Source organism: Streptomyces lacrimifluminis, from assembly GCF_014646095.1.
GTDB lineage: Bacteria > Actinomycetota > Actinomycetes > Streptomycetales > Streptomycetaceae > Streptomyces > Streptomyces lacrimifluminis.
Genome location: NZ_BMMU01000002.1, coordinates 274018 through 285571, shown reverse-complemented (window position 1 = coordinate 285571; position 11554 = coordinate 274018). Strand labels below are relative to the sequence as shown.

General features: G+C 70.4%; 10 protein-coding genes, 1 tRNA gene and 1 pseudogene. 7 read left to right on the top strand and 5 right to left on the bottom strand.

The window, feature by feature from the left end; genetic code table 11:
• The first annotated feature begins 4 nt into the window (after positions 1-4).
• Both IEY89_RS04425 and IEY89_RS04420 read left to right on the top strand, forming a co-directional pair.
• Complete coding sequence (locus tag IEY89_RS04425) at positions 5-919, top strand: ATP-binding cassette domain-containing protein (protein ID WP_189145915.1); 915 nt, start codon at positions 5-7, stop codon at positions 917-919.
• A gap of 148 nt (positions 920-1067) precedes the next feature.
• Positions 1068-2087: a Gfo/Idh/MocA family protein gene (locus IEY89_RS04420; protein WP_189145914.1), complete on the top strand. Its 1020-nt coding sequence runs from the start codon at positions 1068-1070 to the stop codon at positions 2085-2087.
• A gap of 35 nt (positions 2088-2122) precedes the next feature.
• On the opposite strand, the gene IEY89_RS04415 is transcribed toward IEY89_RS04420, so the two are convergent.
• The 3 genes from IEY89_RS04415 to IEY89_RS04405 all read right to left on the bottom strand — a co-directional run bounded on the left by IEY89_RS04415 (position 2123) and on the right by IEY89_RS04405 (position 5202).
• The gene (locus tag IEY89_RS04415) at positions 2123-3127 is read right to left on the bottom strand and encodes a Gfo/Idh/MocA family protein (RefSeq protein ID WP_189145913.1); all 1005 of its coding nucleotides are present in this window, start codon (positions 3125-3127) and stop codon (positions 2123-2125) included.
• A gap of 106 nt (positions 3128-3233) precedes the next feature.
• Positions 3234-4010, bottom strand: a complete 777-nt coding sequence (locus tag IEY89_RS04410) for an SDR family oxidoreductase (RefSeq protein WP_189145912.1) — start codon at positions 4008-4010, stop codon at positions 3234-3236.
• Positions 4011-4023: 13 nt separating this feature from the next.
• Positions 4024-5202, bottom strand: coding sequence for a phytanoyl-CoA dioxygenase family protein (locus tag IEY89_RS04405; RefSeq protein WP_189146097.1), 1179 nt, complete (start codon positions 5200-5202; stop codon positions 4024-4026).
• Between the two features lie 158 nt (positions 5203-5360).
• On the opposite strand from IEY89_RS04405, the gene IEY89_RS04400 reads away from it, so the two are divergent.
• Entirely contained in the window at positions 5361-6383 is a 1023-nt protein-coding gene (locus tag IEY89_RS04400) for a LacI family DNA-binding transcriptional regulator (protein WP_189145911.1), read from the top strand.
• 122 nt (positions 6384-6505) lie between these two features.
• On the opposite strand, the gene IEY89_RS04395 is transcribed toward IEY89_RS04400, so the two are convergent.
• The gene (locus tag IEY89_RS04395) at positions 6506-7663 is read right to left on the bottom strand and encodes a Gfo/Idh/MocA family protein (protein ID WP_189145910.1); all 1158 of its coding nucleotides are present in this window, start codon (positions 7661-7663) and stop codon (positions 6506-6508) included.
• 193 nt (positions 7664-7856) lie between these two features.
• On the opposite strand from IEY89_RS04395, the pseudogene IEY89_RS04390 reads away from it, so the two are divergent.
• The 3 genes and pseudogenes from IEY89_RS04390 to IEY89_RS04380 form a co-directional block, all read left to right on the top strand.
• Positions 7857-8233 (top strand): annotated as a pseudogene (locus IEY89_RS04390) (maleylacetate reductase); the annotation flags it as partial.
• Positions 8234-8292: 59 nt separating this feature from the next.
• The gene (locus tag IEY89_RS04385) at positions 8293-9204 is read left to right on the top strand and encodes a YceI family protein (protein WP_189145909.1); all 912 of its coding nucleotides are present in this window, start codon (positions 8293-8295) and stop codon (positions 9202-9204) included.
• 129 nt (positions 9205-9333) lie between these two features.
• The gene (locus IEY89_RS04380) at positions 9334-10101 is read left to right on the top strand and encodes an NPP1 family protein (protein ID WP_189145908.1); all 768 of its coding nucleotides are present in this window, start codon (positions 9334-9336) and stop codon (positions 10099-10101) included.
• A gap of 11 nt (positions 10102-10112) precedes the next feature.
• Here IEY89_RS04380 and IEY89_RS04375 read toward each other — a convergent pair whose 3' ends face one another.
• Entirely contained in the window at positions 10113-10625 is a 513-nt protein-coding gene (locus IEY89_RS04375) for an excalibur calcium-binding domain-containing protein (RefSeq protein ID WP_189145907.1), read from the bottom strand.
• A gap of 167 nt (positions 10626-10792) precedes the next feature.
• Here IEY89_RS04375 and IEY89_RS04370 point away from each other — a divergent pair.
• Positions 10793-10866, top strand: a tRNA-Pro gene (locus IEY89_RS04370).
• Positions 10867-11554: the final 688 nt, after the last annotated feature.

The window sequence follows — 11554 nt, the reverse complement described above, 5'->3', positions numbered from 1 at the left end:
ACTGATGACAACCAACGAAACCTCCCCCAACGGCACGCTCACCCAGGAGAGTTCGCCGACGGACGCCGCGCCGGTCGTCGAGCTGCGGAACACCGGGAAGTCGTACGGCAACGTCCGCGCCCTGCACGGCGTCGACCTCACGGTGCGCTCCGGTCAGGTGACCTGCGTGCTGGGCGACAACGGCGCCGGCAAGTCCACGCTGATCAAAATCATCTCCGGGCTGCACCAGCACACCGAGGGCGAGGTGCTCGTCGACGGCAACCCCGTCCATTTCGGCACGCCCCGGGAGGCGTTGGACGCCGGTATCGCGACCGTCTACCAGGACCTGGCGACCGTCCCGCTGATGCCGGTGTGGCGCAACTTCTTCCTCGGCTCCGAGATGACCAAGGGCCCCTGGCCCGTGCGCCGTCTCGACATCGAGAAGATGAAGCAGACCGCGGACGCGGAACTGCGCAACATGGGCATCGTCCTGGACGACCTCGACCAGCCCATCGGCACCCTCTCCGGCGGCCAGCGCCAGTCCGTGGCGATCGCCCGCGCCGTCTACTTCGGCGCACGGGTCCTGATCCTGGACGAGCCCACCGCCGCCCTCGGCGTCAAGCAGTCCGGTGTGGTGCTGAAGTACATCGCCGCCGCCCGTGACAAGGGTCTGGGTGTCATCTTCATCACCCACAACCCGCACCACGCCTACATGGTCGGCGACCACTTCAGCGTCCTGCGCCTGGGCACCATGGAACTCTCCGCCGCCCGGAGCGAGGTCACCCTCGAAGAGCTCACCAACCACATGGCCGGCGGCGCCGAACTCGCGGCCCTCAAACACGAGTTGGCACAGGTCCGCGGGGTCGACGTCGAGAAGCTCCCCGAGGCCGAGGACCTCAAGACAACCGTCGCGACCCCCTCGAAGGGGACGACGGAATAGCGTAGACGCGGGCAGTTCACGGGTGGTTCGTCGGGTGCGGGTGGTCCGTGGCCGGTCGCGCCCACGCGGCGGAGCCACAGATCGACACAGGCCCGCGCCCCTACCGTCGGAGACCTCGTGCCACGTCGCAAAGGGGCACCGTTTCTCCATGAAACGCCATGACGCGCTCGGCGTGCTCGTGATCGGTACCGGCAGGATGGGTGCCGATCACGTTCGTCGGATCGAGGAAGTCACCAGTGGCGCCCGGGTGGTCGCCGTCGTGGACGTCGATCCCGCGCGGGCCGAGCAGGTCGCGGCCGGCATCGACGGCTGCAGGACGTACACCGACCCGGTCGCCGCCATGGCCTCGCCCGATGTCGACGCCGTGCTTGTCGCCTCGCCGGGGGTCGCTCACGAGGCGGCCCTGCTCGCGGCCTTCTCCCATGACCTGCCGGTGTTGTGCGAGAAGCCGCTCACGCCCGACGCGGCCTCCGCGTTGCGGGTGCTGGAGGCAGAGCGGAGGCTGGGGCGGCGGCGGGTCCAGGTCGGGTTCATGCGGCGGTACGACGCCGAGTACCTGAAGCTCAAGTCGCTGCTCGACACAGGGCGGTTGGGCCGACCGCTGATGCTGCACAACGTGCATCGCAACATGGCCTCCCCGCCCTGGTGGACCAGTGCGATGCACATCAACGACTCCGTGGTGCACGAGATCGACGTGACCCGGTGGCTCCTCGGACAGGAGATCACCGCGGTCACCGTGCTGTGTCCGAGGCCGTCAGTCAACGCGCCGGAGGGTCTTCAGGACCCGCAGTTCGTCGTGATGGAGACCGACGGCGGGGCGATCGTCGACGTCGAGATCAACGTCAACTGCGGCTTCGGGTACCAGGTGCGGGCCGAGGTGGTCTGCGAACGCGGGACCGCGCGGATCGGCGACGGCCGTGGGATGGTCGTCAACTCGGCAGGGCAGTGGGGCGGGACCATCGCCCAGGACTTCATCGAACGGTTCGAGGACGCGTACGACCGTGAGGTCCAGGCGTGGGTCGACGCCACCCGGCGCGGCGAGGTCACCGGGCCCGGTGTCTGGGACGGTTACGCGGTGGCCGCGGTCTGCGAGGCCGGCGTACGTGCGCGGACCGAGGGCCGGCGCGTCGAGGTGGAACTCGTCGAACGGCCCGCGCTGTACAGGTGAGTCGACAGCGCGGACCGGCGCCCGACCGGGCTTGCTCAGACCGTGCGTACGTCCTCGATGCGCACCGGGCGGTGCTCCTGGAGCGACAGCGTGCACGCGTCCGCGATCCAGCCCGCCTCCAGTGCCTCGGCGACCGTGCACGGGGACGTACGGGTGCCCGCGACGACCTCCGTGAACGCCGTCAGTTCTGCGCGGTAGGCGGGGATGAACCGGTCCATGAAGAAGTCGTGCGGGACACCCGCCGGGAAGGTCACACCCGGCTCCACGGAACGCAGCGGGAGCTTGTCCTCCAAGCCCACCGAGATGCTGTCCTTGAAGCCGTGCAGGTCCATGCGGACGTCGTAACCACGGGCGTTGTGGCGGGAGTTGGAGACCACGGCGATCGTGCCGTCGTCCAGGGTGAGGATCGCGCCGGTGGTGTCGGCGTCGCCCGCGTCCTTGATGTAGCCGGCCCCCCGGTTGCCGCCGACCGCGTACACCTCGGTCACCTCGCGGCCCGTCACCCAGCGGATGATGTCGAAGTCGTGGACCGAACAGTCCCGGAAGATGCCACCGGAGGCGGCGATGTACGCGGCCGGCGGCGGCGCCGGGTCCAGCGTGGTCGACCGGATGGAGTGCAGGAGGCCCAGCTCCCCGCTCCGGACAGCGCCGCGGGCCGCGCTGAAGCCCGCGTCGAAACGGCGCTGGTAGCCGATCTGGATCTCGACGCCGCTGTCCTTGACCGCGTTCAGCACCGCGACGCCCTCGGCCATCGAGCGGGCCACCGGCTTCTCGCAGAACACCGGCACACCCGCCTCGACGGCGGCGAGGATCAGGGCCGGGTGGGCGTCCGTCGCGGCGGCGACGACGATGCCGTCGACACCGGCGGCCAGGAGGGCCTCGGGGGAGTCCGCCACCTGGGCGCCGAAGCGCTCGGCGGCGGTCTTGGCGGCCTCCGCGAACGGGTCGCTGACGACGAGGGAGTCGACGGCGGCGAGACCGGAGAGGGTCTCGGCGTGGAAGACGCCGATGCGGCCGAGGCCGAGGATTCCGATACGCATGGGCTGTGGTGCTCCTTGAGAGTGGTGCGGGTGTTCTGCGAGGAGAAGGGAAGAAAAAGGGGAGAGAAGCCGCAGAGGGGGCGAAGCGGGCGGGAGAAGGGGAGGGTCAGTCCAGGCCGCCCAGGACGTTCTGGTCCCAGTCGATCACCGAACCGGTGACCACGCCCGACCGGTCGGAGAGCAGGAGGACCACGAAGTCGGCGATCTCGTCCGGCTGGCCGAGCTTGCCCATGGGCAGGCGTTCGGCGGCCTGGTCGAGCCAGTCGTCGCCCGCTCCGTGGAAGGCCCGCTGGGTGGCGTCCTCGCCCTCGGTCGCCGTCCAGCCGATGTTGAGGCCGTTGATGCGGACCCGGTCCCAGCGGTGGGCGTGCGCCGCGTTGCGGGTCAGGCCGATGAGACCGGCCTTCGCGGCGACGTACGGGGCCAGGAAGGGCTGCCCGCCGTGCGCCGAGGACGTGATGATGTTGACGACCGTGCCGGGCGCCTTGCGCGCCACCATGTCCGCCACCGCGGCCTGCATGGCGAAGAACGGGCCCTTGAGGTTGATCGCGATGTGCGCGTCGAACAGTTCGGGCGTGGTGTCCAGCAGCGTGCCGCGCGAGGTCAGGCCCGCCGAGTTGACCAGGCAGTCGATCCGCCCGTGGGCGGCGATCACCTCGGCCACGGACGCCTTCGCCTGTTCGGCGTCCGACAGGTCGGCGCGTACGTACATGGCCTTGCCGCCCGCCGCCGTCAGTTCCGCGACCAGTGCCTCGCCCGGTTCCGGGCGCCGCCCGGTCACCGCGACGACGGCGCCCTCGCGGACGGCCGCGCGGGCGATGGCCGCCCCGACGCCCTGACTGCCGCCGTTGACGAGGACGACCTTGTCCTGAAGAAGTCCCATGCTGTTCGGTTCCTCAGCTCATCTGTCGTTCGGCGCCGGCCCGCAGTGCCTCGCGGAGCGCCTCGGGGGTCCACTCCTCGCGCAGCGCACGCCGTACGAGGTCCGCCTGCGAGGGCGGGGCCAGGCCGTCGACCGGCGGATCCCGGTCGAGGTTGGTGGGGAAGGGGTAGCCCTCCGCCGAGGCCGCGACGACCGCCTCCAGCCACGCGTCGCCCGCTCCCTCGGCCTTGCGGGCGAGCAGCACGGGGTAGACCGCGTTCACGATCGCCGCCCGGTCCACGGTCTCCATGGCCCGCCCGAACGCGGACGACACCTGGAGGAGGTTCGCCATCCGGCGGATGTCCGCGGAGCGGTTGGTGCCGGCCGCGTGGAAGAGCGCGGGGTTGAAGAACGCCGCGTCCCCCTTGGCCAGCGGCAGCTGCACGTGGTGGGCGTCGAAGTACGCCCTGAACTCCGGGAGCCGCCAGGCCAGATAGCCGGGCTCGTACGAGTGCGAGTACGGCAGGTACAGCGTCGGGCCGGACTCGACGGGCATGTCGCAGTGGGCGACCGCGCCCTGCAGGGTCAGCACGGGGGAGAGGCGGTGGACGTGCGCCGGGTAGGCGGCAGCCGCCTCGTTGGACAGGAAGCCGAGGTGGTAGTCGCGGTGCGGGCTCTGCGCGGCGCCACCTGGGTTGACGACGTTGATCTGTGAGGTCATCCGGTAGCCGGGGCCGAGCCACGCGGTGGAGACGAGGGCGATCATGTCGTTGGCGTAGTAGTCGGCGAACGCCTCCGGCGCGCGCAGGGCGGCTTTCTCCAGGGCGTTCCACACCCGGTCGTTGGCCCCGGGGCTGGCGAAGTGGTCGCCCGCGACGGTCCCGGCGGCGTGCTGCTCGGCGATGAGCGCCTCGAAGGCGGCGGTCGCCCGGTCCACGACCGACGGGTCGGTGAAGGCCCGCTGGAGGATCACGACCCCGGGGCCGTCGGTGAGCGCCCGGACCAGCTCCGCCATGACCTCCCGGCGTCCGACCGGCGTGGTGACGGCGGAGCGCAGCCGCTCACCGTCGTAGACGAGGACGTTCTCGCGGACGGCGGTCGCGTACGGGTAGTCGGCGGCGTCGGTCGTCCGCCGGACCCCGGCACGGAAGGCGTCGAGATCGCAGTCCTGCTCCGACAGCCACGTGTGGCGTTGTGCGGCGGTGAGGGACATCGTCGTCCTTCTCTCGATCATCAACATCATCAATATCGTCAACATCACCGACGTCGTCCACGACGACCGAATGCTGTCATTGTTGTCATGACAAACTCGTCAAACAACCAGCAGGCGGCCATCAAAAACCCCTCAAGCGGAAGCCGAGGAACCTCCCCGTGGGCCACCCCTATCCGATCCGGGAGATCGCACGGCAGGCCGGCCTCAGCGAGGCCACCGTCGACCGTGTCCTGAACGGCCGGGGCGGCGTGCGCGAGAGCACCCAGCGGGAGGTGCGGCAGGCCATCGCCGACCTGGACCGGCAGCGCACCCAGGTCCGGCTGGTCGGCCGTACGTTCATGATCGACATCGTGATGCAGGCGCCCGAGCGGTTCACCACCGCCGTCCGGGCCGCCCTGGAGGCCGAGCTGCCCGCCCTCCACCCGGCCGTCGTGCGCTCCCGCTTCCACTTCCGTGAGACCGGCCCGGTGGCGGAACTGGCGGCGGCCCTCGACCGCATCGCCCGGCGCGGCTCCCAGGGCGTCATCGTCAAGGCGCCGGACGTGCCCGAGATCACGGCGGCCGTCGGCCGGCTGGTGGCCGCCGGCATCCCGGTCGTCACCCTGGTGACCGACCTGCCCTCCAGTGCCCGGCTCGCCTACGTCGGCATCGACAACCGGGCCGCCGGAGCCACCGCCGCCTATCTCATGGGCCAGTGGCTCGGTGAGCGCCCCGGCAACGTGCTCACGAGCCTCAGCAGCGGCTTCTTCCGCAACGAGGAGGAACGTGAGATGGGTTTCCGCGGTGCCATGCGCGCCCGGCACCCCGAACGCGCCCTCGTCGAGATCACCGAGGGCCAGGGCCTGGACGCCACCCAGTACGACCTGGTCAGGGACGCCCTGAAACGCGACCCCGACATCCGGGCGGTCTACTCGATCGGCGGCGGCAACATCGCGACGCTACGGGCCTTCGAGGACCTGGGCCGTGAGTGCGCGGTGTTCGTCGCCCACGACCTCGACCACGACAACACCCGCCTCCTGCGCCAGCACCGCCTGTCCTGCGTGCTCCACCACGACCTCCGCCAGGACATGTACGAGGCCTGCCGCACGGTCATGCGAGCCCACGGCGCCCTCCCACCCGCCGGCCCTACCCTGCCGTCCGCGATCCAGGTGGTGACGCCCTACAACATGTCGCCACGGTGACCCTTGTCATGGGGTGTCGGGGCAACTCGGGGGCGGACTCGCGCCCCGAAAGGGGCGCGGGGAACTGCGCGACCAGCCACAGCGGGCCCGCAGCAACTACACCGCACAAGCCCACGGAGCCACTACGCCCCGAGTGTCACCCACGCCCCCGACTCCACGGACCGACTCATGGCGTCCACCGTGGCAGCGCTCCGCACCGCATCCGTCAACGTCGCCCCGTACGGCGTGCCCTCGGCCACCGAGCGCACAAAACGGTGGGCCTCGATGACCTTCAGGTCGTCGTAGCCCATCGCGTTCGCCGCGCCCGGCTGAAACGCCCCGAACTCACCGTCGCCCGGACCGACGAACACCGTGCTGACCGGCTGGTCCTGGTACGACGTCCCGGTGCTCACGCCCAGCTCGTTCATCCGGCGGAAGTCCCAGAAGACCGCCCCCTTCGTGCCGTGCACCTCGAAGCCGTAGTTGTTCTGCTCGCCGACCGAGACCCGGCACGCCTCCAGGACGCCTCGGGCTCCGGAGGCGAATCGCAGCAGGCAGGAGACGTAGTCCTCGTTCTCCACCGGACCCGGCTCACCGCCCGACGCACGCGTGTGACCGGCCGTGGCGCCCGTCGGACGGGACCGCTCGGGCACGAAGACGGCGGTGTCGGCGGTGAGCGCGGCGATGTCGCCGAGCAGGAAACGGGCCAGGTCCGCGCCGTGCGAGGCGAGGTCGCCCAGGACTCCGCTGCCGCCGCGCTCCCGCTCGTACCGCCAGGTCAGGGCGCCGTCCGGATGGGCCGCGTAGTCACTGAACAGGCGGACGCGGACATGGGTGACCGTGCCGATCTCCCCGGACGCGATGAGCTGCCGGGCCCGCTCCACGGCGGGCGCGTTGCGGTAGTTGAAGCCGACCGTGCCCTGGACACCGGCCTCGGCGACCGCGTCGGCCACCGCGACCGCGTCGGCGGCGGTGAGGCCGACCGGCTTCTCGATCCAGATGTGTTTGCCCGCCTCGGCCATCGCGACGCCGATCTCCCGGTGCAGGAAGTTGGGTGCGGTGATGCTCACCGCCCGCACACGCGGGTCGGCGGCCACGGCACGCCAGTCGCGGGTCGTCGAGGCGAACCCGAACTGCGCGGCGGCCTCCTCGGCCCGGCCCAGCACCTCCTCGGCGACCATGACCAGTTCGGGCCGCAGTCCCAGCTGGGGGAAGTGGTGCGGCAGGCGGGCGTACGCCTGGGTGTGCACCCGTCCCATCCAGCCGAACCCCACGACGGCGACACCGAGCGTACTTGCCATGACAGCCCCTTTTCGGACCGGTCCAGAACGTTTCACACTCACCCTCGGTGCCGTCAGCCTTGCTTGTCAATCCTTTGACAGGACATAAGGACCACTGGGGAGCGGCGTCCACCCCGGCGCCCCGACGCCGGAGATCCGAAGGCCGACCGCGCATCCGCCCCAGGGCTGTGAAGCCGGCTCGGACCCGGTACTCGCGCAGCTTCTGGGCCTGCACCACAAGCTCTGCCATGTTCTCGGCGTCGCCTTCGGCCTGCCGCGCGCCGAGACCCGCACGGTCGTCCTGATGTACGCCTGGCCTACAATGCGTCCGCCGCACCGGACGCGGCCGACGTCGCCGCCCGTGCGCTGGGCGGCGTCGCCGATGCCCCAACTGCCCTACGGGAGCTGGCCGGACGCCTCGGCGCCCCGTGTTCCCTCGCCGAACTGGGCCTCACCGAGGCCGATGTGACGGTGGCGGCGACCCAGGTCACCGGGCAGCGGGCGTACGCCAACCCGTGGGAGGTCCCGCCCGAGGGCGTGCTCGGTGTGCTGCGCGCGGCGTACCGGGACGCGGCGCCCGGCACGGACTGAGACACCGGTACCTCACCCGACCATGACGGCACACAGTAGAAGAACAGAAAGGTGAACCCATGGCCCTCGCACTGCTCAGGCGCCTGCGGTCCAAAGGCGCCTCCGATCGCGCGGGCCTCTCCCTTCCCCTGCCGCCCGGCGCGGGATCCCTCGGCTGCGAGGTGCTGGATCCGCTGGGCCAGCCCATGGGCGGCGCCGAAGTGACCGTGAGCGCGACCGACGCCCACCAGGTGATGGCACGCGGCACGACGGACCCGTACGGCTACTTCCTCGCCATCCTTCCGTCGGGCCGTTACAGCCTGATGATCTCCGCCGAGGGCCTGACGCCGTACCGCGAGACGGTCGACCTCCTCGACGGAATGATGCTCCCGACGCAGCGCATCCAACTGGAACCGGCCCGGAGGCTGGACCTCCCCGTGCCCGGCACCTGGCTGTTCGACCCGCCGCACACCGCGATCCGGTTCATCGCCAAGCATGTCGGAATGGGTGATGTGCACGGCCGTTTCGAGCGGTTCGAGGGCGGCATACAAGTGGCGCAGTCGATGACCGAGTCCCGGGTGCAGGTCCGTATCGACGCGTCGAGCATCACGACCGGGAACCGGACCCGGGACAACCATCTGCGGTCGGCGGACTTCCTGGACGTCGAGCGCTTCCCGTACATCGACTTCGTGAGCTCGCGTTTCTCCTACCGGGCCGGTGCGAAGTGGGCGGTGCAGGGCTCACTCTCGATGCACGGGGTGAGCCGCTCGATGTCGCTGGACACGACCTACCTGGGATCCGTCAACGGCGGCTACGGCGAGGAGTTGCGCTGCGCCGCCCGGGCCCGGGCGGAACTCCACCGCGAGGACTACACGCTCAACTGGCGTTCCATGCTGGCCCGGGGGATCGCGGTGGTCGGTCCGACGGTCCAACTGGAGCTGGACGTGCAGGCGATGTACCGGACGCACGACACGCCGACGCCGCCGGAGTAGTCGGCCTGACAACCCAGATGTCCGCCGGGGGCCCCTGAACCTTTCCTTCCGAGTGACCCAACCGTGATGTGGGCATGCCAATCTGACCGAGCCCCGTCCCCCTTGGACGTCATCGATCAGGAGGCCCCCGTGAAGAGACGTGTGCGCACCCGCAGAGCCTCGCTCGTCCTCGGCAGTGCGGTGGCGCTGGTCGTCGCCTTTCCCGGCACCGCCCTCGCCGCCCCGCCCGGGGCCCTGCCGGCCAACGCGGACGGCACCGAGCAGACGTACCAACCGGCGTACGACTACGACACGGACGGCTGCTACGCCACCCCCGCCATCGGCCCCACGGGCACCCTCAACGGCGGCCTCAACCCGACCGGCGCCCTCAACGGGCAGTGCCGGGACGCCTCCGACCTCGACAACACCAACGGCTACTCCCGCTACAAGTGCAACAACGGCTGGTGCGCGATCATCTACGGCCTCTACTTCGAGAAGGATCAGGCCGTCGCGGGGAGCAGCATCGGCGGGCACCGGCACGACTGGGAGCATGTGGTGGTGTGGGTGCGGGACGGCGTGGCGCAGTACGTCTCGACCTCCAGCCACGGCGGTTTCAGCATCCACACCCGGGACCAGGTCCGCTGGGACGGCACCCATCCCAAGATCGTCTACCACAAGGACGGCATCAGAACGCACTGCTTCCGCCTCGCGAACACCAACGACGAGCCGCCGGAGAACCACAAGGGAACCTGGCAGTTCCCGGCGCTGGTCGGCTGGAACGGCTACCCGTCGGGCATCCGCGACAAGCTGACGGCAGCCAACTGGGGCAGCGCCAACTTCGGCCTCAAGGACGGCAACTTCAACTCCCACCTCGCGGCGGCCAAGCCGGCGGGCATCGCGTTCGACCCGAACGCCTGACGCCGTACCTGTCACTCGCAGCCGACGCCGTCGCCGTCCCGGTCGAGATGCCGTCCGTAGCCGGGCTCACCGACATGCACCGGGGCGGCTCCGGCCGCGCGGGCAGCCGCGCAGTTCTGGTAGTACACGTCGCCGCCACCGGAGCCGGAGCCGCCGTCGGAGCCGCCGTCGGAACCCGTGACGGATCCGGTGTCGGTGTCGACCGCCGGTTCGGCCGTCACCGTCCTGGTCGCCAACACGGTGACGGTGGGGGCGGGTTCGGGCGTGGCCGTCACGGTGGCCGCGACCGTGGCGGTCGCCGTGGCCGTGACGGTCGCGGTGGGTGTCGGGTCGGCGGCCACGGGTTCCTTGTCGTCCCCCTGACCGCCGTCGCCGATGGCGATCCCGACGAAGAGCGCTAGTCCGAGGGCGGGCAGGACGAATCTCTTACGGGCCCATCTCGGCCCCTGCCGGTCCGGTGCCGGCCCCGGTATCGGAGCCGGCACCGGCGGCACGTTGCCCGGAGTGTTGTACGGATTGCTCATGATCGTCCCTCTGTTGCGTTTCGGGTGGGACGACGGTAGAGCGGCTGATGGGACGGTAAGGGACACTTGATGTGTCGGTGACCGTTCCGTGACCGCTCGGAGGTACGGGCGTGTGTGCGGTAGGGTTTGTCTGTGCGATCACGCGGGGCAACCGCGGGTCGACGCACCGGGACGTGGCGCAGCTTGGTAGCGCACTTGACTGGGGGTCAAGGGGTCGCAGGTTCAAATCCTGTCGTCCCGACTGGAGACAGTCGCAGGTCAGGGCCGGTTTCGGAGACATCCGAAACCGGCCTTTGGCCATTCTTTGGGGACCAGTTGGGGACCGGCATCCTTGACCGGCGTCAGCGGGTCATGACGATCGGGCTCGGCGGGGGGCGTGGTGCGTGGAGAATGCCGCGCCGGCCGTGATCTTGTGCGCGTCCGGGTGCAGGCAGCGCTGGGTGGTGGTCGGCGAGTCGTGGCCGGCGAGCGGATCAAGGTCTGGAACGAGAACGCCAGGCCCTTTCAAGTGGATCAACGCCGTCGGCCATGTCCTCGACCGTATCTGCCGCTCCTGCGACAGGATCTCAGAACCGGGTCACTGGGCTGACAAGGCCTGGATCGGCAGGGCCTGAATCGACAGGGCTTCGGCATGGCATGGCCCTCCATACCTGACGAAGCGTCATTACCGTGCGCAGTCATGGAGTCCAGGGCGCGCACGGTGGCCGAGCTCGTCGCCGCCCGGTGGGGAGACCACCGGCCGGGGCCGCGGTGGGATAGGGGGTCTCCCGGTAGAGCGGGGCCGAGGGCGGGGGAGGGTGCTCACCCACCGCGAGGCGGCGGCCGGTGTGGCGGCCCGCTCGGCCCGGCTCGTGCGGGTGGTGGATCGGATGTCGGTCACGGCCACGAACAAGATCCACCGGGCCGGACCGAGACGGGATGGGTCCGTG